The organism is Senegalia sp. (in: firmicutes), assembly GCF_052088025.1.
In the GTDB taxonomy this organism is placed as follows: domain Bacteria; phylum Bacillota; class Clostridia; order Tissierellales; family SIT17; genus Anaeromonas.
Genome location: NZ_JBQCYD010000020.1, coordinates 1 through 20,358 on the forward strand (window position 1 = coordinate 1; position 20,358 = coordinate 20,358).

The 20,358-nt window shown below is 32.2% G+C and carries 37 protein-coding genes; all 37 read right to left on the minus strand.

Going from position 1 to position 20,358, the window contains the following annotated elements:
- Positions 1–17: 17 nt before the first annotated feature.
- Complete coding sequence (truA, locus tag ACTHUW_RS07010; RefSeq protein ID WP_442196641.1) at positions 18–749, minus strand: tRNA pseudouridine(38-40) synthase TruA; 732 nt, start codon at positions 747–749, stop codon at positions 18–20.
- Positions 750–761: 12 nt separating this feature from the next.
- Positions 762–1,562, minus strand: coding sequence for an energy-coupling factor transporter transmembrane component T family protein (locus ACTHUW_RS07015; RefSeq protein ID WP_442196640.1), 801 nt, complete (start codon positions 1,560–1,562; stop codon positions 762–764).
- Positions 1,555–2,418, minus strand: coding sequence for an energy-coupling factor transporter ATPase (locus tag ACTHUW_RS07020; protein ID WP_442196639.1), 864 nt, complete (start codon positions 2,416–2,418; stop codon positions 1,555–1,557). Before ACTHUW_RS07020 ends, ACTHUW_RS07015 begins: the two co-directional genes overlap by 8 nt.
- On the minus strand, positions 2,415–3,245 hold the full coding sequence (locus tag ACTHUW_RS07025; RefSeq protein WP_442198832.1) for an energy-coupling factor transporter ATPase: 831 nt from the start codon (positions 3,243–3,245) through the stop codon (positions 2,415–2,417). The genes ACTHUW_RS07020 and ACTHUW_RS07025 overlap by 4 nt, the downstream gene beginning before the upstream one ends.
- A gap of 108 nt (positions 3,246–3,353) precedes the next feature.
- Positions 3,354–3,695 (minus strand): 50S ribosomal protein L17, encoded by a 342-nt coding sequence (gene rplQ / locus ACTHUW_RS07030; protein WP_442196637.1) that lies wholly within the window; start codon positions 3,693–3,695, stop codon positions 3,354–3,356.
- A gap of 30 nt (positions 3,696–3,725) precedes the next feature.
- Positions 3,726–4,673 (minus strand): DNA-directed RNA polymerase subunit alpha, encoded by a 948-nt coding sequence (locus ACTHUW_RS07035; protein WP_442198833.1) that lies wholly within the window; start codon positions 4,671–4,673, stop codon positions 3,726–3,728.
- Positions 4,674–4,733: 60 nt separating this feature from the next.
- Positions 4,734–5,357 (minus strand): 30S ribosomal protein S4, encoded by a 624-nt coding sequence (gene rpsD, locus ACTHUW_RS07040; protein WP_442196635.1) that lies wholly within the window; start codon positions 5,355–5,357, stop codon positions 4,734–4,736.
- A 28-nt stretch (positions 5,358–5,385) separates the two neighbouring features.
- On the minus strand, positions 5,386–5,784 hold the full coding sequence (gene rpsK, locus ACTHUW_RS07045; protein WP_442196634.1) for a 30S ribosomal protein S11: 399 nt from the start codon (positions 5,782–5,784) through the stop codon (positions 5,386–5,388).
- Positions 5,785–5,799: 15 nt separating this feature from the next.
- Positions 5,800–6,168, minus strand: coding sequence for a 30S ribosomal protein S13 (gene rpsM, locus ACTHUW_RS07050; RefSeq protein WP_442196633.1), 369 nt, complete (start codon positions 6,166–6,168; stop codon positions 5,800–5,802).
- Positions 6,169–6,287: 119 nt separating this feature from the next.
- The gene (gene rpmJ / locus ACTHUW_RS07055; protein ID WP_130807950.1) at positions 6,288–6,401 is read right to left on the minus strand and encodes a 50S ribosomal protein L36; all 114 of its coding nucleotides are present in this window, start codon (positions 6,399–6,401) and stop codon (positions 6,288–6,290) included.
- A 15-nt stretch (positions 6,402–6,416) separates the two neighbouring features.
- Complete coding sequence (infA, locus tag ACTHUW_RS07060) at positions 6,417–6,635, minus strand: translation initiation factor IF-1 (protein ID WP_442196632.1); 219 nt, start codon at positions 6,633–6,635, stop codon at positions 6,417–6,419.
- A gap of 28 nt (positions 6,636–6,663) precedes the next feature.
- Positions 6,664–6,945 (minus strand): hypothetical protein, encoded by a 282-nt coding sequence (locus ACTHUW_RS07065; RefSeq protein ID WP_442196631.1) that lies wholly within the window; start codon positions 6,943–6,945, stop codon positions 6,664–6,666.
- An 11-nt stretch (positions 6,946–6,956) separates the two neighbouring features.
- Complete coding sequence (gene map, locus ACTHUW_RS07070; protein WP_442196630.1) at positions 6,957–7,697, minus strand: type I methionyl aminopeptidase; 741 nt, start codon at positions 7,695–7,697, stop codon at positions 6,957–6,959.
- On the minus strand, positions 7,697–8,347 hold the full coding sequence (locus ACTHUW_RS07075) for an adenylate kinase (RefSeq protein ID WP_442196629.1): 651 nt from the start codon (positions 8,345–8,347) through the stop codon (positions 7,697–7,699). The genes map and ACTHUW_RS07075 overlap by 1 nt, the downstream gene beginning before the upstream one ends.
- A gap of 24 nt (positions 8,348–8,371) precedes the next feature.
- Positions 8,372–9,646 carry a preprotein translocase subunit SecY gene (gene secY, locus ACTHUW_RS07080; protein WP_442196628.1) on the minus strand — a complete coding sequence of 425 codons (1,275 nt, stop codon included), beginning with the start codon at positions 9,644–9,646 and terminating at the stop codon, positions 8,372–8,374.
- A 1-nt stretch (position 9,647) separates the two neighbouring features.
- The gene (rplO, locus tag ACTHUW_RS07085) at positions 9,648–10,091 is read right to left on the minus strand and encodes a 50S ribosomal protein L15 (RefSeq protein ID WP_442196627.1); all 444 of its coding nucleotides are present in this window, start codon (positions 10,089–10,091) and stop codon (positions 9,648–9,650) included.
- 23 nt (positions 10,092–10,114) lie between these two features.
- The gene (gene rpmD / locus ACTHUW_RS07090; protein ID WP_442196626.1) at positions 10,115–10,291 is read right to left on the minus strand and encodes a 50S ribosomal protein L30; all 177 of its coding nucleotides are present in this window, start codon (positions 10,289–10,291) and stop codon (positions 10,115–10,117) included.
- Between the two features lie 12 nt (positions 10,292–10,303).
- Positions 10,304–10,810 (minus strand): 30S ribosomal protein S5, encoded by a 507-nt coding sequence (rpsE, locus tag ACTHUW_RS07095; protein ID WP_442196625.1) that lies wholly within the window; start codon positions 10,808–10,810, stop codon positions 10,304–10,306.
- A gap of 17 nt (positions 10,811–10,827) precedes the next feature.
- Positions 10,828–11,196 carry a 50S ribosomal protein L18 gene (gene rplR / locus ACTHUW_RS07100; protein WP_442196624.1) on the minus strand — a complete coding sequence of 123 codons (369 nt, stop codon included), beginning with the start codon at positions 11,194–11,196 and terminating at the stop codon, positions 10,828–10,830.
- Positions 11,197–11,216: 20 nt separating this feature from the next.
- The gene (gene rplF / locus ACTHUW_RS07105) at positions 11,217–11,756 is read right to left on the minus strand and encodes a 50S ribosomal protein L6 (protein WP_442196623.1); all 540 of its coding nucleotides are present in this window, start codon (positions 11,754–11,756) and stop codon (positions 11,217–11,219) included.
- Positions 11,757–11,795: 39 nt separating this feature from the next.
- Entirely contained in the window at positions 11,796–12,194 is a 399-nt protein-coding gene (gene rpsH / locus ACTHUW_RS07110; protein ID WP_442196622.1) for a 30S ribosomal protein S8, read from the minus strand.
- Positions 12,195–12,226: 32 nt separating this feature from the next.
- On the minus strand, positions 12,227–12,412 hold the full coding sequence (locus tag ACTHUW_RS07115; protein WP_442196621.1) for a type Z 30S ribosomal protein S14: 186 nt from the start codon (positions 12,410–12,412) through the stop codon (positions 12,227–12,229).
- A 15-nt stretch (positions 12,413–12,427) separates the two neighbouring features.
- Positions 12,428–12,970 (minus strand): 50S ribosomal protein L5, encoded by a 543-nt coding sequence (rplE, locus tag ACTHUW_RS07120; RefSeq protein ID WP_442196620.1) that lies wholly within the window; start codon positions 12,968–12,970, stop codon positions 12,428–12,430.
- A 23-nt stretch (positions 12,971–12,993) separates the two neighbouring features.
- Positions 12,994–13,305 carry a 50S ribosomal protein L24 gene (rplX, locus tag ACTHUW_RS07125; protein WP_442196619.1) on the minus strand — a complete coding sequence of 104 codons (312 nt, stop codon included), beginning with the start codon at positions 13,303–13,305 and terminating at the stop codon, positions 12,994–12,996.
- Between the two features lie 15 nt (positions 13,306–13,320).
- Positions 13,321–13,689, minus strand: a complete 369-nt coding sequence (rplN, locus tag ACTHUW_RS07130) for a 50S ribosomal protein L14 (RefSeq protein WP_442196618.1) — start codon at positions 13,687–13,689, stop codon at positions 13,321–13,323.
- A 29-nt stretch (positions 13,690–13,718) separates the two neighbouring features.
- The gene (rpsQ, locus tag ACTHUW_RS07135; protein WP_442196617.1) at positions 13,719–13,973 is read right to left on the minus strand and encodes a 30S ribosomal protein S17; all 255 of its coding nucleotides are present in this window, start codon (positions 13,971–13,973) and stop codon (positions 13,719–13,721) included.
- A gap of 26 nt (positions 13,974–13,999) precedes the next feature.
- Positions 14,000–14,203 (minus strand): 50S ribosomal protein L29, encoded by a 204-nt coding sequence (rpmC, locus tag ACTHUW_RS07140; protein WP_442196616.1) that lies wholly within the window; start codon positions 14,201–14,203, stop codon positions 14,000–14,002.
- Entirely contained in the window at positions 14,193–14,624 is a 432-nt protein-coding gene (gene rplP, locus ACTHUW_RS07145; protein ID WP_442198834.1) for a 50S ribosomal protein L16, read from the minus strand. The genes rpmC and rplP overlap by 11 nt, the downstream gene beginning before the upstream one ends.
- A gap of 25 nt (positions 14,625–14,649) precedes the next feature.
- A complete protein-coding gene (gene rpsC / locus ACTHUW_RS07150) occupies positions 14,650–15,294 on the minus strand; it encodes a 30S ribosomal protein S3 (RefSeq protein WP_442196614.1) in 645 nt (214 codons plus the stop codon).
- Between the two features lie 16 nt (positions 15,295–15,310).
- Entirely contained in the window at positions 15,311–15,646 is a 336-nt protein-coding gene (gene rplV / locus ACTHUW_RS07155; RefSeq protein ID WP_442196613.1) for a 50S ribosomal protein L22, read from the minus strand.
- A 34-nt stretch (positions 15,647–15,680) separates the two neighbouring features.
- Entirely contained in the window at positions 15,681–15,962 is a 282-nt protein-coding gene (gene rpsS / locus ACTHUW_RS07160) for a 30S ribosomal protein S19 (protein ID WP_442196612.1), read from the minus strand.
- A 38-nt stretch (positions 15,963–16,000) separates the two neighbouring features.
- Positions 16,001–16,834, minus strand: a complete 834-nt coding sequence (gene rplB, locus ACTHUW_RS07165; RefSeq protein ID WP_442196611.1) for a 50S ribosomal protein L2 — start codon at positions 16,832–16,834, stop codon at positions 16,001–16,003.
- 31 nt (positions 16,835–16,865) lie between these two features.
- Positions 16,866–17,156, minus strand: coding sequence for a 50S ribosomal protein L23 (rplW, locus tag ACTHUW_RS07170; protein WP_442196610.1), 291 nt, complete (start codon positions 17,154–17,156; stop codon positions 16,866–16,868).
- Positions 17,156–17,779 (minus strand): 50S ribosomal protein L4, encoded by a 624-nt coding sequence (rplD, locus tag ACTHUW_RS07175; protein ID WP_442196609.1) that lies wholly within the window; start codon positions 17,777–17,779, stop codon positions 17,156–17,158. The genes rplW and rplD overlap by 1 nt, the downstream gene beginning before the upstream one ends.
- A gap of 24 nt (positions 17,780–17,803) precedes the next feature.
- The gene (gene rplC, locus ACTHUW_RS07180; RefSeq protein WP_442196608.1) at positions 17,804–18,436 is read right to left on the minus strand and encodes a 50S ribosomal protein L3; all 633 of its coding nucleotides are present in this window, start codon (positions 18,434–18,436) and stop codon (positions 17,804–17,806) included.
- An 83-nt stretch (positions 18,437–18,519) separates the two neighbouring features.
- On the minus strand, positions 18,520–18,843 hold the full coding sequence (gene rpsJ, locus ACTHUW_RS07185; protein ID WP_442196607.1) for a 30S ribosomal protein S10: 324 nt from the start codon (positions 18,841–18,843) through the stop codon (positions 18,520–18,522).
- A 321-nt stretch (positions 18,844–19,164) separates the two neighbouring features.
- A complete protein-coding gene (gene tuf / locus ACTHUW_RS07190; protein WP_442212876.1) occupies positions 19,165–20,358 on the minus strand; it encodes an elongation factor Tu in 1,194 nt (397 codons plus the stop codon).

The window sequence follows — 20,358 nt, forward strand, 5'->3', positions numbered from 1 at the left end:
AGTATTTTAATTTATATTTAATAATAAACTTCCATTAAATATAATGCATGACTATGTGCTGTAGCTCCTGCTATTTTTCTGTTTTTAGCTTTTAAAACTTCATTTATATCTTCTTTTATCTTGCCTCTAGAGATATCTATTAAAGTTCCTACTATTATTCTTATCATATTGTATAAGAAGCCATTACCTTTAAATATGAGTTCTATCATTTCTCCATTTTCTATTATATCAATACTATATATTGTTCTAATTTTATTGTCTGTGCCTTCTTTTATAGAAGTAAAGGAAGTAAAATCATGAGTTCCTATTAGTATTTGAGTATTTTTTCTAAATTTATCCATATCTAATTTATAAGGTACATGATAAGTATGATTTCTATATATAGAATTTCTTATATCTGAATTATATATTATATATTTATATGTCTTTCCCTTTGCCTTATATCTTGCATGAAAATCCATATCCACTTCTTCTACTTTTCTTATAACAATATCTTTTGGTAATACACTATTTATACCTTTTAGCATTTTATATTCTACTATGTTTGAATCTGTTTTAAAATTAGCAATTTGTGCAAATGCATGTACACCTTTATCTGTCCTGCCTGATGCTTCTAATTTGACTTTTTCTCTTGTTATTTTAAATATTGCATCTTCTATTACTTCTTGAATTGATATTTGACTAGGTTGCTTTTGCCAACCTTTATAATTTAATCCATCGTATTCTATGGTAAGTTTAATATTTCTCATAATTACATCCTTTTAAATTACATATCTAAATATTAATATTATAAGTAAGAGTAAAATTGATATAGACATGGCTAAAAAGTCTCTTAGTTCTAAGTTTAATACTTTCATTCTAGTCCTATTATCTCCACCCCTATAACACCTTGCCTCCATTGCCATAGCAAGCTCATCTGCACGCCTAAATGCCGATATAAAAAGTGGTACAAGAAGTGGTACTAAACTCTTTGCTCTATTCATTATATTTCCACTTTCAAAATCAGCTCCTCTTGCCATTTGAGCTTTCATTATCTTATCAGTTTCCTCTAAAAGTGTTGGAATAAACCTAAGTGCTATAGTCATCATCATAGCCAGTTCATGTGCTGGTAATCCTATTTTTCTAAATGGATTTAATAACTTTTCTATTCCATCAGTTAATGAAATTGGAGAAGTTGTAAGTGTCAAAAGTGAAGTACCCATTATAAGAAAAACAAGTCTAAGTGCCATAAATGTAGCTTGCCTTAGTCCTTCTATTGTAATTTTAAGTGGTCCTAATTTATATAATACTTCGCCCGGTGTTAATAATGCATTTATAAAAAATGTAATTAATATTATAATTAATAATGGTTTAAGCCCCTTTAATATGAACTTTATAGGTACCTTTGATAATAAAATTGATAACAAAACAAAGGCTGTAACAAATAAATAAGGTATAAAACTATTTATAAAAAATAATGATATTATAAATAATAATGTGATCATGATTTTAATTCTGGGATCTAAATTATGAATAACAGTCTTTCCTGGAAAGTACTGTCCTATTGTTATATTTTTAAGCATCATTTTTACTCCTTAAATATTTTAATAATTCTTCTTCTGCTTCTTCTACTGTAAGTACATCATCTTTTATATCTTTTCCTCTTTTTTTAAGTTCTCTCATTAAATATGTTATTTGCGGTATCCCAAGTCCTATATTTTCTAATTCTTCTACTCTCTTAAATATAGCTCGTGGTCCATCTACCATACTTATTCTACCCTTATGCATAACTATTAACTTGTTTACAAGCTTTGCAATATCTTCCATACTGTGAGATACAAGTATTATTGTAATTTTATATTTTTCATAAAGTGATTTTATTTGTCCAAGTATCTCATCTCTTCCCCTTGGATCAAGTCCTGCTGTAGGTTCATCTAATATCAATATATCTGGTTTCATAGCAAGCACTCCAGCTATTGCAACTCTTCTCCTTTGGCCTCCACTTAATTCAAAAGGAGATCTATCTTTTACTTCTTCATAATTTAATCCTACTACTTCCATAGATTCTTTTATTCTTATTTCAATTTCTTCTTCACTTAAGCCTAAATTCTTGGGACCAAAAGCTATATCCTTACAGACTGTCTCTTCAAATAATTGATGTTCGGGATATTGAAATACTAATCCCACTCTTTGTCTTATTTTTTTAAATTTAGTATCCTTTTTTGTTATTTCCGTATCTCCTATAAAAATCTTTCCACTTGTGGCTTTTAAAAGTCCATTTAAATGTTGAATTAAAGTTGATTTTCCAGAACCAGTATGTCCTATAAGTCCTACAAATTCGCCTTTATCTATTTCTAAATTTATATCATCTAAAGCTTTTATTTCAAATGGATTTCCAGGATTATATATATGATTTAAATTTTCAATTCTTATTTTCATATTAACTTCACCATCTCTTCTACTGTTAATATATCAATCGGTATATTAATCCCTTTATTTTTAAGCTTGTATGATAATTCAGTAACTTGAGGTATATCTAGACCATATTGTTTCATTTTTTCTACTTGTGAAAATACTTGTTTTGGTGTGCCTTCAAGAACAATCTTACCTTCTTCCATTACAAGTATCCTATCAGCATCTACTGCCTCATCCATATAATGAGTAATGTGTACTATGGTTTTTCCTTCATTCTTATTTAATCTCTTTATAGTTTCCATTACTTCTATTCTACCTGATGGATCAAGCATTGCTGTAGGCTCATCTAAGATAATGCATTCTGGATTCATAGCAAGTACTCCAGCTATTGCTATTCTTTGTTTTTGTCCACCTGATAAAAGATGTGGGGCATGTTCTTTATATTTTGTCATTTCTACTATTTCAAGTACTCTATCTACTCTTTTCCTAATTTCACTAGGTTCTACGCCTTGATTTTCAGGACCAAATGCTACATCTTCTTCTACTATTGTAGCTACTAATTGGTTGTCTGGGTTTTGAAATACCATTCCTGCTGTTGATCTTATATTCCAAAGTTCATCCTCATCTAATGTATCCATACCCTTTACGTATAAATTACCCTTTGTAGGAAGTAATAATGCATTTATATGTTTTGCAAGTGTAGATTTGCCTGAACCATTATGACCTAAGATGACTACAAATTCACCTTTTTTTATCTCTAAATTCACATTATCAAGTGCCATATTAGTCTTATCTTCACTACTTTTATACTCATATGTTAAGTTTTCAGCCTTTATCATTATATCATTCATTTTTTTCTATCCTCTCTATAGGATTAATTAGTATTAACCTTCTTATATTTTAGCACAGTAATACAAATAATTAAAGGGGCTAAGAATATTCTTAGCCCCTCTAATTATTTATATTAGTTCAATTATAGCCATTTCAGAACCGTCGCCTCTACGAGGTCCTAACTTCATTATTCTTGTATATCCACCATTTCTTTCTTCATACTTAGGTGCTATCTCTTCAAATAATTCTTTAACTACTGTTTCATCATATATATATGATAGTACTTGACGTCTAGAATGTAAATCACCTTTTTTACCAAGTGTGATCATTTTTTCAGCCAATCTTCTAGTTTCTTTAGCCCTTGTTACTGTAGTTTCTATTCTACCTTCTCTTAAAAGACTTGTTACTAAATTTCTTAACATAGTCTTTCTATGGTGAGTAGGGCGTCCAAGCTTTCTTAACTTAGCCATCTCGTATCCCTCCTTCTTCTTAGGGTCATTCTATTCTTCTTCATTTTCTAGACCTAAACCTAGATCTTTTAATTTTTTCTCTACTTCTTCTAGGGATTTCTTTCCTAAATTTCTAACTTTCATCATATCTTCTTCTGATTTATCAGTTAATTCTTCAACAGTATTTATGCCTGCTCTTTTTAGACAGTTATAAGACCTAACAGAAAGATCAAGTTCTTCAATTGTCATTTCTAGTACTCTTTCTTTAGTATCTTCTTCTTTTTCCACCATAATCTCTACATCATCTACAGTATCTGTAAGAGTTATAAATAGATTTAGATGTTCACTAAATATCTTAGAACCTAGTGAAACTGCTTCATCAGGTTTGATTGTACCATCAGTCCATACTTCAAGTACTAATTTACCATAATCAGTTACTTGACCTACTCTAGTATTTTCAGTGCTAAAATTAACCTTTTTAACCGGAGTATAAATAGAATCTATTGGTAGAGTTCCAATTGGATCTTCTTCTTTTTTATTCTTTTCAGCAGGAACATAGCCTCTTCCTTTTTCCATAACTAACTCTATATATAATTTTGCATTTTTATCTAGAGTAGCTATATGCAAATCTTTATTCAAGATTTCTATATCTCCACCTACTTGAATATCTCCAGCAGTAACTTCGCCTTCTCCTTCAACATCAATTATTAAAGTTGAAAGCTCATCTGTATGCATAATAGCTGCAATATTTTTCACATTTAATATTATTTCTGTAACATCTTCTACCACTCCAGGAATTGTTGAAAACTCATGTAATATTCCTTGGATTTTGATAGATGAAACAGCTGCACCAGGTAATGAAGAAAGTAATATTCTCCTAAGAGAATTACCTAGTGTTGTAGCATACCCTCTTTCTAAAGGTTCTACTACAAACTTTCCATAGGTATTATCTTCACTTAATTCTATAACTTCTATTTTTGGCTTTTCTATTTTTATCATCAACTTAACCCTCCCTATAAGTTTTTTATCTATTCTGAGGGCAACCAATTCTAAACTTTATTACTTAGAATACCACTCTACTATTAAGTGTTCTTCAATTGGGAGCTCAATATCTTCTCTTGAAGGCTCTGCAGTAACTTTACCTTTTAAGTTTTCTGTGTCTATATTTAACCACGCAGGAACATTTCCTTGGTGACCTTCAACTAATTCTTTAAACTTAATTGATTTTTCGCTCTTAGCTTTAATCTCTATCTCATCACCTACATTTACAAAATAAGATGGTATATCAACTTTACTACCATTTATTAAGAAATGTCCATGATTTACAAGTTGTCTTGCTTCTGGTCTAGATGATGCAAGTCCTAATCTATAAATTACATTATCTAATCTAGTTTCTAATATCTTTAAAAAGTTTTCACCAGCAATACCTTCCATTTTATCAGTCATGTCAAAGTATTTAGCGAATTGCTTTTCAGAAACTCCATAATATCTACGTACTTTTTGCTTTTCTCTTAATTGAACTCCATAATTCGATAATTTTTTTCTACCCTGTCCGTGCTCACCAGGTGCATAATTTCTCCTAGTAATTGGACATTTATCTGTAAAACATTTGTCTCCTTTTAGATAAAGCTTTAAGCCTTCTCTACGACATTGTCTACATACGGGTCCTGTATATCTTGCCATATATTTGAACCTCCTTAATCTCTATATATTATACTCTTCTTCTCTTAGGTGGTCTACAACCATTATGTGGGATTGGAGTAACATCTTTTATCAAGTTTACTTCTAATCCAGTAGCTTGTAATGATCTAATTGCAGACTCTCTTCCTGAACCAGGACCTTTAACATATACTTCCACTGTTTTCAATCCATGAATCATAGCAGCTTTAGCTGCTTCTTCTGCTGCCATTTGAGCTGCAAATGGAGTTGACTTTCTTGACCCTCTAAAACCAAGCTGACCAGCACTTGCAAATGATAATGTATTTCCGCTAGTGTCAGTTATAGTAACAATAGTATTGTTAAAAGTTGACTGAATATGAGCTTGACCTCTTTCAATATTTTTACGTTGTCTTTTCTTTACACGACCTTTTTTTACTGCTTTTTTAGCCACTTATAAGTCCCTCCTTTATTTCTTTTTCTTTTTACTTGCTAGTTTTTTAGGACCTTTTCTAGTTCTTGCATTGTTTTTAGTATGCTGTCCTCTTACTGGTAGACCTCTTCTATGTCTCATACCTCTATAACTACCAATTTCTTTAAGTCTCTTGATATTCATAGCTATTTCTCTTCTAAGATCACCTTCAACTAAAACATTATCTATTTCATTTCTTAATTTATTTACTTCATCTTCAGTTAAATCTTTTATTCTTGTATCTGGATTAACTCCAGTAGTGTTTAATAATTCAATTGATTTTGCTTTACCTATACCAAATATATAAGTTAAACCAATTACTACTCTTTTATCTCTTGGTAAATCTATACCTGCGATTCTCGCCATTTAAGCTTGCACCTCCTAAACCTATGTTTACGATTATCTATCCATAAAGCAGCCGCGCTTCTATTTTTATTAATCAAGTAAATATTATACTACAAAACCTAATATAAAACTAGGGTAAATTAACCTTGTTTTTGTTTGTGCTTAGGATTTTCGCATATAACCATTACTTTTCCTTTTCTTCTAATAAGTTTGCATTTTTCGCACATCTTTTTTACTGATGGTCTTACCTTCACTGTAATCCCTCCTTGTTACTTCTTACGCCACGTAATCCTTCCTCTTGATAAGTCATATGGTGACAATTCAACAGTAACTTTATCTCCAGGGAGAATTCTTATGAAGTTCATTCTTAATTTGCCTGAAATATGTGCTAATATCTCATGACCATTTTCTAATTCTACCTTGAACATTGCATTTGGTAAAGTTTCTTTAATAGTACCTTCTACCTCTATAACATCTTTTTTGGACATAAGGTTATATAACCTCCATTTCCTGGCTTTAATTCTCTTTTACTAAAGAAGCCAATAATTTTCTAATATAAGCATTGTTGAACTTTTCTTTAGCTTTAATTTTTTGATCAATTTCATTAAAAATTGTATTTGTCTTTTTTATATGTTTAATTTTTTTCTTTTTAGGATTATCTAGCTTTCTTAGATCTCCATCAACTAGTAGAATATAATCCTTATCTATTATATCTACTACAATGAAATATTTATCACTATCTCTTCCAGCATTAGATATTACTACTTGACCTAATTTTAATTTACTTGTAGTTTCCATGTGCTTCACCTCTAGGTTAAAATTTCTGGTTCTCCATCGGTAATAGCTATAGTATTTTCATAATGAGAAGATAGCTTGCCATCTAATGTGACTACTGTCCATTCATCTTCTAATACTTTAACTTTAAAAGTACCTTCATTTACCATAGGTTCAATTGCAAGCACCATACCTTCTTTCAGTCTTGGTCCCTTATTAGGTGGACCATAATGAGGTATTTGTGGATCTTCATGCATCTCAGTTCCTATACCATGGCCTACGTAATCTCTTACAACTGAAAAACCATTGCTTTCTACATAGGTTTGTATAGCATGAGATATATCAGTTAATCTATAACCTTCTTTAGCAAATTTGATTCCTTCAAAAAAACTTTCTCTAGTTACATCTATAAGCTTTTTAGCATTTTGACTTATTTCACCAACACCATAAGTCCTAGCAGCATCTCCATAATAACCATCTATTATAGTACCTATATCAATACTTATAATATCACCATCATTTAGCTTTCTCGAACCTGGTATCCCATGAACTACTTCATCATTTATTGAAGCACAAATGCTTCCAGGAAAACCTTGATAACCTTTAAAGGCTGGAGTACTACCATGACTTGTTATAAACTCATATGCAGCATCATCAAGCTCTTTTGTTGTTATACCGGGTTTAATAAGTTCTTTCAAATATTCATGAGTCTTACGAACTAAACTTCCAGCTACTTTTAACTTTTCTATCTCTCTTTTGCTTTTTAAAATTATCATTAATTATTACTCCTTAGAGCAACTACTACATCATTAAAAACTTTATCTATATCTTGAGCTCCATCAATGTTTAACAAAATATTTTTATCATCATAATATTCTATTAAAGGTGAAGTCTGATTTTCATATACTTCTATTCTTTTAGCTACTGTTTCTTTTGTGTCATCATCTCTTTGATAAAGTTCACCATCACATACATCACATTTACCTGGTATAGTGGATGGATTAAATTTAATATGATAAGTAGCACCACAATCTTTACATATTCTTCTACCTACAGCTCTTTCAATTAAATCATCTTTTGATACTATTATATTTATAACATTATCTAAAGACCAACCTAATTTGTTGAGTTCATCATCTAGAGCATTTGCTTGAGCTACTGTTCTTGGAAAACCATCTAATAAAAATCCTTTTTTAGTATCATCTTCAGTTAACCTATCAGCTACTAAATCTACAACTAATTCATCAGGAACTAATAGTCCCTTATCCATGTATTCCTTAGCTTTTTTGCCTAAATCAGTACCTTCTTTAATGTTCTTTCTAAATATATCTCCTGTAGATATATGAGGAATATCATATTTATTTATTATACCTGAAGCTTGGGTTCCTTTCCCAGCTCCAGGTGGTCCTAATAATATAAGTCTCAAAATCTCATCTCCTTAGAGAGTTTTCTATTTTAAGAATCCTTTATAATGTCTCATCATCATTTGTGACTCCATTTGTTTAACAGTTTCTAGTGCAACACCAACTACGATTAATAGTGCTGTTCCTCCAAAACCTATTTTTAAATTACCAAATGAAGATAATATAGTTGGCATAGTAGCAATTAAAGCAAGAACTATTGCTCCAACTAAAGTAAGTCTTGATATAACCCTGTTTAAATATTCTGTAGTTGGTCTTCCAGGTCTGATACCAGGAATAAAACCACCGTTTTGTTTTAAATTGTTTGCATATTCAACTGGATTAAATTGTATTGCAGTATAAAAATAAGTAAAGAATACAATTAATATTACATTCAATAATGAATAAATCCAAACTCCGGGACTACCTTGTGGTGATAACCACTTAGATATAAAAGCTGCCCAGCTTTCAAAGAAAAACCCTAATGTTTGTGGAAAAGCTAATAACGATGACGCAAATATAACAGGAATAACTCCAGCCATTAATACTTTTAATGGGATATGCGTGCTTTGTCCTCCATACATTTTTCTTCCAACTACTCTTTTAGCATATTGAACAGGTATCCTTCTTTGTCCTTCTTGAATTGCTACAACTCCTGCTATAACTATTATAGCTATTATAGCAAATAAAATTAATTCTATCAAACTAACAGTACCAGCATTTAACCAAAGGTTTATTGCGTTATATATTCCTCCAGGAATTCTTGATATAATACCTGCAAAGATTATAAGTGATATACCGTTTCCTATACCATTTTCAGTTATCTGTTCACCTAACCACATTAGGAAAGCTGTACCTGCTGTAATTGTTATTACTACTACTATTATAGGAAGTATTCCTTCACCTATTATGGCATTTTGGAATAAACCAACTGATATACCTATTGCTTGAACTAAAGCAAAAACTACTGTTAAGTATCTAGTATATTGAGCGATCTTTTTCCTTCCTACTTCTCCTTCTTTAGCAAGTGACTCTAAAGCCGGTATAACTATAGTTAATAGTTGAATTACAATAGATGCAGTAATGTATGGATAAATATTAAGAGCAAAAATAGTCATTTGACCAAAAGCTCCACCACTCATCATGTTAAATAGTTCTAATACTCCACCACCACTGCCTTCAAATAACTGTTTTATAACTTCTTTATTCATAAAGGGAACTGGTATATTTGATCCTAATCTAAATATTGCTAACATCAATAATGTGAATAGCATTTTTTTTCTTAAATCCGGAATTTTCCATGCATTCTTTAGAGTTGATAACACTTTAGATCACCTCTACCTTTCCCCCTGCAGCCTCTATTTTTTCAACAGCTGTCTTGCTGAATTTATGGGCTTTGATAGTTAATTTTGTATTTAACTCACCATTTCCAAGTATCTTAACGCCGTCTTGAAGCTTTCTTAAAACTCCTGATTCTTTTAATAATTCTGGAGTTATTTCTGTTCCTTCTTCAAATCTATTTAAATCTTCTACATTTACTATAGAATAATTTGTAGCAAATACATTTGTAAAACCTCTTTTAGGTAATCTTATATATATAGGCATTTGTCCACCTTCAAATCCTGGTCTTACTCCTCCACCAGAACGTGAATTTTGTCCATTTGAACCTCTACCAGAAGTTTTACCTTGACCTGTAGCTGTTCCTCTACCAAGTCTTTTACGGTTTTTAGTGCCTCCATTTTTGTTAGGTCTTAACTCATGAAGTTTCATAGTCGCACCTCCTTACTTTAAAATTACTTAACTATTTCTACCATATGGTTAATTCTATTTACCATACCTCTTATTTGTGGATTATCTTCGTGCTCTACCACTTGACCTATTTTTCTAAGTCCTAAAGCCTCAACTGTTCTTATTTGCTTTTCAGTTTTGCCTATTTTACTTCTTGTCAATTTTATTTTTAGTTTAGCCAAGGTACTCGCCCCCTAACCTGTAATTTCTTCTACTGATTTTCCTCTTAGCTTTGCAACTTCTTCAGATGTTTTAAGTCTATTTAATCCTTCCATAACTGCACTTACCATGTTTCTTGGATTAGATGTACCTAGTGACTTTGTTCTTATATCTCTAACACCTGCAAGTTCTAATACGTCACGAACAGGACCACCTGCTATAACTCCTGTACCTTCTGGAGCTGGTTTTAATAATACATTTCCTGCACCAAATTTACCTATAATTTCATGTGGTATTGTAGTTCCAACCATAGGAACTTTAATTAAATGTTTTTTAGCATCATCTATAGCTTTTCTTATAGCATCTGGGATTTCAATAGCCTTGCTCATTCCTACTCCAACATGACCATTACCATCACCAACTACTACAAGTGCGCTAAATCTAAAGTTTCTACCACCTTTTACAACTTTAGTTATACGATTTATATTAACAACTTTTTCTTGTAAGTCTAATTCACTTGCATCAATACGTCCGCGATTCATTAATTCCCCTCCTTCATCTAAAAATTAAGACCAGCTTCTCTTGCACCTTCAGCTAATTCTTTTACTCTACCATGATAAATATGTCCACCTCTATCAAAAACTACAGATTCTATATTTTCATTCTTAGCTTTTTCTCCTACAAGCTTTCCTACTTCTCTTGCAGCTTCTTTATTAGATGTAGTTTCTAATTTTTCTTTTAAATCTTTATCAAGAGTGGATGCTTGAACTAAAGTAACGCCATTAACGTCATCAATTATTTGAGCATATATATGATTTAAACTTCTATAGACATTTAATCTAGGTCTTTCAGGAGTTCCATGCACTTTATTTCTTGCTCTAGCATGTCTTTTTGTTCTTCTCTCATTTTTTCTCACTTTGTTAAGCATTTCTTTTCACTCCTTTCTTTCTATTTAGCAGTTTTACCTTCTTTACGTCTTACTTTTTCGCCTGCATATCTTATACCTTTACCCTTGTATGGCTCAGGTTTTCTAAGTTCTCTTATTACAGCTGCATAGTTTCCTACTTTTTGCTTGTCTATTCCTCTAACTATTATCTTAGTGTTAGATGGAACTTCAGTTTCAATTCCTTCTGGATCTTCCATTTCTACTGGATGTGAAAAACCTAGTGTTAAGTTTAAACTTTTACCTTGCTTATTTGCACGGTAACCTACACCTTGTATCTCTAAAGTTTTTTCATATCCCTTAGTAACACCAACTATCATATTATCGATCAGTGTTCTTGTAAGTCCGTGAAGGGATTTATGTCTTTTATTTTCAGTAGGACGACTAACAGTAATTTCGTCATCTTTTATTTCAATATTCATATCTTTTTCTAACTTTTGTTCTAATGTTCCTTTTGGTCCTTTAACTACCATGTAGTTTTTATCATCTAATTTAACCTCAACACCCTCAGGCATATTTATTGGTTTAAGACCTATTCTTGACATAATTGAATTGCACCTCCTCATAGATCTAGTAATAATCTATTACCATACGTAGCAGATTACTTCTCCACCTACGTCATTCTTTTTAGCTTCTTTATCCGTTAATATACCTTTTGAAGTAGAAAGAACTGCTATTCCTAGTCCTCCTAAAACTCTTGGTATTTCATCTTTTTTAGCATATACTCTAAGTCCTGGTTTAGATATTCTTTTAAGTCCAGTTATAACTTTTTCATTATCTCTACTATACTTAAGTTGTACTCTAATTATTCCTTGTTTATCATCTTCAATTACATCATAACCTTTTACAAAACCTTCATTTAGTAAAATCTCAGCTAATGATTTCTTGATATTAGAAGCAGGAATATCTACTGTATCGTGTTTTTGACGATTAGCATTTCTTATTCTTGTTAACATATCAGCGATTGGATCTGTCATTGACATTTAGAGTTACCTCCTTCCATTCTTCATTTTTCTTACCAACTTGCTTTTCTAACTCCAGGTATCTGTCCTTTATATGCTAGTTCTCTAAAACATATACGACATACACCGAATTTTCTTAAATAACCATGAGGTCTCCCACAAATTCTACATCTATTATAAGCTTGTGTGCTATATTTTGCTTGTTTTTGTTGCTTTAATTTCATAGCTTTTTTTGCCACTTAAATCCCTCCTTACTATTTTTTAAAGGGCATTCCCATAAGAGCTAAAAATTCTCTAGATTCTTCATCATTTTTAGCAGTAGTTACTATAATTATATCCATACCATTAATTCTATCTACTTTATCATATTCAATTTCAGGGAATATTAATTGCTCTTTAATACCTAGAGCATAATTTCCTCTACCATCAAAAGATGTCTTAGAAATTCCTCTGAAGTCTCTAACTCTTGGTAAAGCAACGTTCATTAATTTATCTAAAAAGTCATACATTCTTGACCCTCTAAGAGTAACTTTTGCTCCTATTGGCATACCTTCACGAAGCTTAAAGTTAGAAACAGATTTTTTAGCCTTAGTTGTTATAGGATTTTGTCCTGTTATAATTTTAAGCTCTTCTATTGCTGTTTCTAAAGCTTTAGGGTTGTCTTTTGCTACGCCCATACCCATATTTATTACTATTTTATCTAATTTAGGTACTTCCATTACATTTTCATAATTAAATTTTTCAACAAGTGATGGAATTACATCATTTGTATATTTTTCCTTTAAACGTGATGTCATAAACTATCCTCCTCTCACGAAACTTAGTCGATTACTTCTCCACTCTTCTTACTAACTCTTACTTTTTTACCATTGTCTAATTTTTTATATCCTACTCTTACGCCTTGATTGTCTGATTTACTAAAAACCATAACATTTGATGCATGAATAGCGCCTTCTTGATGAATTATACCACCTTGTTGCATTTGTTGACTAGGCTTTTGATGTTTTGTTATCATATTTACACCTTCAACTAATACTCTGTTTTTCTTAGGTATAACTTGTAACACTTTTCCTTTTTTGCCCTTATCTTTACCTGCTATAACTATAACAGTATCTCCTTTTTTCACGTGCATTCATTACACCTCCCTTTATAATACTTCAGGTGCTAGTGAGATTATTTTCATGAAGTTTCCATCTCTTAGTTCTCTTGTTACAGGACCAAAAATACGAGTTCCTGTTGGCTGTTTGTCATCTTTAACGATAACAGCAGCATTTTCATCGAATCTAATGTAACTTCCATCATCTCTTCTTATACCCTTTTTAGTTCTCACAACTACTGCTTTTATTACTTCACCTTTTTTAACAACACCGCCTGGTGTTGCCACTTTAACAGAAGCAACTATTATATCTCCAACACTTGCGTATTTTCTTCTTGTTCCACCTAAAACTTTTATACATAATAACTCTTTTGCACCAGAGTTATCCGCTACTTTTAAACGAGATTCAACTTGAATCATATATTACCCTCCCTTCGGTTCTGTAAGGATTATTTAGCTTTTTCTATAATTTCTACTAATCTCCATCTTTTTTGCTTGCTTAATGGTCTAGTTTCCATGATTTTTACCTTATCGCCTATATTACATTCATTCTTTTCATCATGAGCTTTAAATTTCGTAGTTCTCTTAACTTGCTTTCCATAAAGTGGGTGAGAGATAAATGTTTCTACTCCAACAACTACAGTCTTATCCATCTTATCGCTCATTACCTTACCTGTTCTTACTTTTCTATTTGCTCTTTCCATTAATTAGCCCTCCTCTCATGGAACTATTAAGCCTGTAATTCCTTTAGTTCGCGTTCTCTTGTTATAGTTTTTACTCTTGCTATATCTTTTCTTACAACTTTTATTCTCATAGGATTATCAAGTTGTCCAGTAGCTAACTGGAATCTTAAGTTGAATAACTCAGACTTTAACTCCGCTAGTTTGTTATCTAATTCTTTTATTGTCATATCACGTAGTTCACTAGCTTTCATTAGCTTCACCACCCTCATCACGAGTTACAAATTTTGTTTTTATAGGTAGTTTATGCATTGCTAATCTCATAGCTTCTCTTGCTAATTCTTCTGGTACTCCAGCTATTTCAAACATTATTCTACCTGGCTTTACAACGGCTACCCAGTATTCCGGTGAACCCTTACCTTTACCCATACGAGTTTCAGCAGGTTTTTTAGTTACTGGTTTGTCGGGGAAGACTTTGATCCAAATCTTACCACCTCTTTTTACATGCCTTGTCATAGCCCTTCTTGCTGCCTCTATTTGGTTTGACGTAATCCAACTAGGCTCTAAAGCTTGAATTCCATACTCTCCATAAGTGATAGTATTTCCTCTAGTTGCCTTACCTTTCATTCTTCCTCTATGCTCTTTACGGTGCTTTACTCTTTTAGGCATTAACATGACCTATTCCTCCTTCCTTAAGGTATTACTGTTCTTCTTTAACTGGAAGAACTTCTCCTTTATATATCCAAACTTTAACTCCAATTTTTCCATAAGTTGTATCAGCTTCAGCAAATCCATAATCAATATCTGCTCTAAGTGTGTGTAGAGGTATAGTACCTTCACTATATCCTTCTGTTCTAGCCATATCTGCTCCATTTAATCTTCCAGCTACAGAAGTCTTAATACCTTCTACTCCAGTTCTCATTGTTCTTTGAATACTTTGCTTCATTGCACGTCTGAAGGATACCCTTCTTTCAATTTGTGATGCAATGTTTTCTGCAACTAACTGAGCATCTTTTTCTGGAACCTTAACTTCTTCTACGTTTACAACAACTTTTTTATCAGTCATTTTTTCTAATTCTTTTCTTAATCCTTCTACACCAGATCCACCTTTTCCTATAACCATACCAGGTTTAGCTGTGAAAACATTAAGCTTGATTCTATTTGCTGCTCTTTCTATTTCTATTTTAGAAATTCCAGCTATGAACATTTTTTTCTTAACATATGTTCTTATGCTATTATCTTCTACTAAGAAATCAGCAAAGTTTTTCTTGTCTGCATACCATTTAGAATCCCAATCTTTTATAATACCGACCCTTAGACCATGCGGGTTAACTTTTTGACCCATTCGTATCCCTCCTTTTCTATTCTCTTTCCTTAACTACTACACCTATATGACTAGTTCTTTTTCTAATTTGAAATGCTCTACCTTGAGCTCTAGGTCTCCATCTTTTAAGTGTTGGACCTTGATTTGCATAAACTTCTGATATAAATAAATTATCTCTATCTAAATCAAGATTATTTTCAGCATTTGCTACTGCTGATTTTAGAACTTTTTCTAATTTATCTGCGCCTTTTCTAGGAGTAAATTTTAATATAGCAAGTGCTTCATCTACATTTTTACCTCTTACTAGGTCAGCAACTATTTGAACTTTTCTAGGTGAAATTCTAATATGTTTAGCTATTGCTTTAGCTTCCATTTTCGTCCCTCCTCACATCAAAATACTTAACTTATTATCTAAGTGATGTTTTCTTTTCTGTATCTCCATGACCTCTGAATGTTCTAGTTGGAGCAAACTCACCTAGTTTATGACCAACCATATCTTCAGTTACATATACCGGTACATGTTTTCTACCGTCATAAACCGCTATAGTGTGTCCTATCATTTGAGGAAATATAGTTGAACGACGTGACCATGTCTTTATTACTTTTTTATCATCTTTCTCATTTAATTCTTCAACCTTTTTCATTAAATGATCATCTACAAAAGGTCCTTTCTTTAATGATCTACCCATTAAAGTGCCTCCTTTCAACTCTTATTATCTTAATTTTATTATTTTCTCTTCCTTGCTCTTACAATGTACTTATCAGACTTCTTATTCTTTTGACGAGTCTTATATCCAAGCGTAGGCTTACCCCATGGAGTTACTGGAGATGGTCTACCTATAGGAGTTCTACCTTCACCACCACCGTGTGGATGATCGTTAGGGTTCATAACACTACCTCTTACAGTAGGTCTAATTCCCATATGTCTCTTTCTACCAGCTTTACCTATTGTAATATTTTCATGATCTATATTACCTACTTGACCTATTGTTGCTCTACATTCAATTCTTACCATTCTAACTTCACTTGACGGAAGTTTAACTTGAGCATAGTTTCCTTCTTTTGCAGTAAGTTGTGCAGAGTTACCTGCTGATCTTACCATTTGTCCACCTTTTCCAGCTTTAAGTTCTATATTGTGAATCACCGTACCTACTGGTATAAATTTAAGTGGTAATGCATTACCTATTTTGATATCTACATCTTCACCTGATTCAATCATATCTCCAACTTTTAACTTGTTAGGTGCTAATATATATCTTTTTTCACCATCTGCATAATGAATCAAAGCTATATTTGCTGTTCTATTTGGATCGTACTCTATTGTAGCTACTTTTCCAGGAACACCATCTTTAGTTCTTTTAAAATCTATTATTCTATATTTTCTTTTTGCTCCGCCGCCTCTATGACGTATAGTTATCTTACCATCATTATTTCTTCCAGACTTCTTATTTAAAGAAGATAAAAGTGATTTTTCTGGCTCATTTGTAGTTATTTCATCAAAAGTAGAAACTGTCATTTGTCTTAAAGCCGGTGAAGTAGGTCTAAATTTCTTAATACCCATTTATATTTCCCTCCTTCTTACTAAATATTTATTACATACCTTCGAAGAATTCAATTCCTTTACTATCTTCTGTTAAAGTTACCATAGCTTTTTTCCAGCCTGGTCTTCTTCCAATATTCTTACCCATTCTTTTAAGCTTTCCAGTCATATTCATTGTGTTGACTTTACTCACCTTAACATCAAATACTTTTTCAATAGCATTTTTTATTTCAGTTTTATTGGCTTTTTTATCCACTACAAAAGTGTATTTACCTTCAGCCATATTATTCATACTTTGCTCCGTCACTATAGGTCTTCTAATTATATCGTGTGGATTACGCATTATGCATACACCTCCTCCACTTTTTTAACAGCATCTTTTGTTATGATAAAAGCATCATATTTTAATATATCATATACATTTATTGTATTAACAAGTGCAGTTTGTACACCTTTAATATTTCTAGCTGATTTTATGATATTTTCATCTTTTCTATCCATAACTATAAGCGCTTTTTTGCTTGAATTTAAGCTTTTTAACATATTTGTAATCTCTTTAGTTTTAGGTGCATCAATATTTAATGCATCAATTACAAACATTTCATTGTCTATAACTTTAGAACTTAAAGCTGATTTCATAGCAAGTCTTCTAACTTTCTTTGGTACACTATAACTATAATCTCTTGGTTTTGGAGCAAATGATACTCCACCACCAACAAAATGTGGTGCTCTTATACTTCCTTGACGAGCTCTACCTGTACCTTTTTGTCTCCAAGGCTTTCTTCCTCCACCTCTTACTTCAGCTCTAGTCTTAACAGATTGAGTTCCTTGTCTCTTATTAGCTAATTGATTTTTAACTACTTCATATAAAACGTGTCTATTAACTTCAACACCAAACACATTATCATCTAATTCTATATCATCAATTTGTTCTCCGTTTATGTTGTATAAAGCTACTTTAGGCATTTCATATCCTCCCTTCTATAGAACTTATTTAGAAGCCTTTACGCTTTCTTTTATTGTTAATAATCCACCTTTTGGTCCAGGTATTGCACCTTTAACAAGTAGTAAATTATTTTCTGTGTCAATTTTTACTATTTCTAAGTTTTGAACTGTTACTTTTTTATGTCCCATATGTCCAGGTAATTTCTTACCTTTAAATACCTTAGATGGACTAGATGAAGCACCCATTGAACCAGGTCTTCTATGATAATGAGAACCATGTGTTTCAGGACCTCTTGATTGTCCATACTTTTTAATAACACCTTGGAATCCCTTACCCTTCGATACTCCACTTACATCAATCATATCTCCAGCTTCAAATAAATCAACTTTTAACTCGTCCCCTACGTTGAATCCTTCTACATCATCAGCTCTAAATTCTGCTAAATGTCTTTTAAGTTCAACTTGAGCCTTGTTAAAATGTCCCTTTAAAGGCTTGTTTACATTTTTTTCTTTTATATCAGAATATCCTATTTGAATAGCATTGTAGCCATCAATATCTGTAGTCTTTATTTGAACTACATTCATAGGACCTGCTTCTACAACAGTTACCGGAACAACATTTCCTTCTTCAGTGAAAATTTGAGTCATTCCAACTTTCTTTCCTAATATACCTTTCATTACATACACCTCCTGTTTTCTTACAGCGGATTACCCTTATAGGCAATCATTCTAAGTAAGGTGTTAACCATTACTTATTTTTCTTATAATTTAATTTCAATATCCACACCTGCTGGTAAATTAAGTCTCATTAACGAATCAACAGTTTTTGGTGTTGGACTTAAGATATCAATTAATCTCTTATGAGTTCTTTGTTCAAACTGTTCTCTAGAGTCTTTGTACTTATGCACAGCTCTTAAGATTGTTATGATTTGCTTTTCTGTTGGTAATGGTACAGGTCCTGAAACCTTAGCACCAGTTCTTTTAGCAGTTTCAACTATTTTTTCAGCAGATGCATCCAAAACATTGTGATCATAAGCTTTTAATCTGATTCTTATTTTTTGTTTCTCATTAGCATTATTAGCCATTTACGATTCCCTCCTTTTATCGCATGTTTATTTACATACGACAAGGTTCTACCGATACACTTACCCGTGTGTGTTATATTTTAAAAAAGATAAGTATTAGTAAAGCCTGTCGCCCAATTAAATATTGGACATTCTCAGCAAAAATTCCCTGTTAAAATCCAGCTACCTTTTGCCTCATCGCATGTCAATCGCATACTTTAATATTTTAACTTATAATAACACAAATTACAAGGGTTTTTTTTAACTTTTTTTATTTTTTTATATTTATTTTTATTAAATTAAAAGAAGGGCGTCCCCTTCTTTTAATTTAAATACTTATATTTACTCTACTATCTCACTAACTACTCCAGCTCCAACTGTTCTTCCACCTTCACGTATAGCAAATTTAAGTCCTTTTTCCATTGCTATTGGTGTAATAAGTTCTATTGTAAACTGTGCGTTATCTCCTGGCATTACCATTTCTACGCCTTCTTCTAACTGGATTGCTCCTGTTACATCTGTTGTTCTAAAGAAAAACTGTGGTCTATATCCATTGAAAAATGGTGTGTGACGTCCACCTTCATCTTTATTTAATACATATACTTCAGATTTGAATTTAGTATGTGGTGTTATTGTTCCAGGCTTTGATAATACTTGGCCTCTTTCAATTTCATCTCTTTGGATTCCTCTTAGAAGTGCTCCTATATTATCTCCTGCTTGCGCTTGATCTAATAATTTTCTAAACATCTCTACTCCTGTACATACTACTTGTCTTGGCTTGTCTGTAAGTCCTACTAGTTCTACTGTATCTTGTACTTTTAATATTCCTCTTTCTACTCTTCCTGTTGCTACTGTTCCTCTTCCTGTGATTGAGAATACATCTTCTACTGGCATTAGGAAGTCTTTGTCTATTTCTCTCTCTGGGGATGGAATTGTCTCATCTACTGATTCCATTAATTCCATTATTTTATCTCCCCACTCTCCTGCTGGGTCTTCTAATGCTTTTAGAGCTGATCCTACTACTACTGGAATGTCGTCTCCATCAAATTCATATTCTGATAGTAATTCTCTTACTTCCATCTCTACTAGTTCGATTAATTCTTCATCATCTACCATATCTGCCTTGTTTAAGAATACTACTATTTCTGGTACTCCTACTTGACGTGATAATAGTATATGCTCTCTTGTTTGTGGCATTGGTCCATCTGCTGCTGATACTACTAATATCGCTCCATCCATTTGTGCTGCTCCTGTTATCATGTTCTTTACATAGTCAGCATGACCTGGGCAGTCAACATGTGCATAATGTCTGTTTTCTGTCTCATACTCTATGTGAGATGTTGATATTGTAATTCCTCTTTCTCTTTCTTCTGGTGCCTTATCTATATTGTCAAATGATGTTGCTGCACCTGTTCCTAGTCTGTTGTTTAATACTGCTGATATTGCTGCTGTTAATGTAGTTTTACCATGGTCAACATGACCTATTGTTCCTACGTTAACATGTGGTTTATTTCTTTCATATTTTGCTTTTCCCAT

Coding starts and splice junctions, on each gene's coding strand:
- truA (WP_442196641.1), bottom strand. CDS start 749: ATGAGAAATATTAAACTTACCATAGAATACGATGGATTAAATTATAAA.
- ACTHUW_RS07015 (WP_442196640.1), bottom strand. CDS start 1,562: ATGCTTAAAAATATAACAATAGGACAGTACTTTCCAGGAAAGACTGTT.
- ACTHUW_RS07020 (WP_442196639.1), bottom strand. CDS start 2,418: ATGAAAATAAGAATTGAAAATTTAAATCATATATATAATCCTGGAAAT.
- ACTHUW_RS07025 (WP_442198832.1), bottom strand. CDS start 3,245: ATGAATGATATAATGATAAAGGCTGAAAACTTAACATATGAGTATAAA.
- rplQ (WP_442196637.1), bottom strand. CDS start 3,695: ATGGCTAAGTTAAGAAAGCTTGGACGCCCTACTCACCATAGAAAGACT.
- ACTHUW_RS07035 (WP_442198833.1), bottom strand. CDS start 4,673: ATGATAAAAATAGAAAAGCCAAAAATAGAAGTTATAGAATTAAGTGAA.
- rpsD (WP_442196635.1), bottom strand. CDS start 5,357: ATGGCAAGATATACAGGACCCGTATGTAGACAATGTCGTAGAGAAGGC.
- rpsM (WP_442196633.1), bottom strand. CDS start 6,168: ATGGCGAGAATCGCAGGTATAGATTTACCAAGAGATAAAAGAGTAGTA.
- infA (WP_442196632.1), bottom strand. CDS start 6,635: ATGTCCAAAAAAGATGTTATAGAGGTAGAAGGTACTATTAAAGAAACT.
- ACTHUW_RS07065 (WP_442196631.1), bottom strand. CDS start 6,945: ATGGAAACTACAAGTAAATTAAAATTAGGTCAAGTAGTAATATCTAAT.
- map (WP_442196630.1), bottom strand. CDS start 7,697: ATGATAATTTTAAAAAGCAAAAGAGAGATAGAAAAGTTAAAAGTAGCT.
- rplO (WP_442196627.1), bottom strand. CDS start 10,091: ATGAAACTTCATGAGTTAAGACCTAACAAAAATGGAGGCACTAAAAAC.
- rpsE (WP_442196625.1), bottom strand. CDS start 10,810: ATGAATCGCGGACGTATTGATGCAAGTGAATTAGACTTACAAGAAAAA.
- rplR (WP_442196624.1), bottom strand. CDS start 11,196: ATGCTTAACAAAGTGAGAAAAAATGAGAGAAGAACAAAAAGACATGCT.
- rplF (WP_442196623.1), bottom strand. CDS start 11,756: ATGTCAAGAATAGGTCTTAAACCAATAAATATGCCTGAGGGTGTTGAG.
- rpsH (WP_442196622.1), bottom strand. CDS start 12,194: ATGTCAATGACAGATCCAATCGCTGATATGTTAACAAGAATAAGAAAT.
- rplE (WP_442196620.1), bottom strand. CDS start 12,970: ATGACATCACGTTTAAAGGAAAAATATACAAATGATGTAATTCCATCA.
- rplX (WP_442196619.1), bottom strand. CDS start 13,305: ATGCACGTGAAAAAAGGAGATACTGTTATAGTTATAGCAGGTAAAGAT.
- rplN (WP_442196618.1), bottom strand. CDS start 13,689: ATGATTCAAGTTGAATCTCGTTTAAAAGTAGCGGATAACTCTGGTGCA.
- rpsQ (WP_442196617.1), bottom strand. CDS start 13,973: ATGGAAAGAGCAAATAGAAAAGTAAGAACAGGTAAGGTAATGAGCGAT.
- rpmC (WP_442196616.1), bottom strand. CDS start 14,203: ATGAAAGCTAGTGAACTACGTGATATGACAATAAAAGAATTAGATAAC.
- rplP (WP_442198834.1), bottom strand. CDS start 14,624: ATGTTAATGCCTAAAAGAGTAAAGCACCGTAAAGAGCATAGAGGAAGA.
- rpsC (WP_442196614.1), bottom strand. CDS start 15,294: ATGGGTCAAAAAGTTAACCCGCATGGTCTAAGGGTCGGTATTATAAAA.
- rplV (WP_442196613.1), bottom strand. CDS start 15,646: ATGGAAGCTAAAGCAATAGCTAAACATATTAGAATTTCACCTAGAAAA.
- rpsS (WP_442196612.1), bottom strand. CDS start 15,962: ATGGGTAGATCATTAAAGAAAGGACCTTTTGTAGATGATCATTTAATG.
- rplB (WP_442196611.1), bottom strand. CDS start 16,834: ATGGGTATTAAGAAATTTAGACCTACTTCACCGGCTTTAAGACAAATG.
- rplW (WP_442196610.1), bottom strand. CDS start 17,156: ATGCGTAATCCACACGATATAATTAGAAGACCTATAGTGACGGAGCAA.
- rplD (WP_442196609.1), bottom strand. CDS start 17,779: ATGCCTAAAGTAGCTTTATACAACATAAACGGAGAACAAATTGATGAT.
- rplC (WP_442196608.1), bottom strand. CDS start 18,436: ATGAAAGGTATATTAGGAAAGAAAGTTGGAATGACTCAAATTTTCACT.
- rpsJ (WP_442196607.1), bottom strand. CDS start 18,843: ATGGCTAATAATGCTAATGAGAAACAAAAAATAAGAATCAGATTAAAA.
- tuf (WP_442212876.1), bottom strand. CDS start 20,358: ATGGGAAAAGCAAAATATGAAAGAAATAAACCACATGTTAACGTAGGA.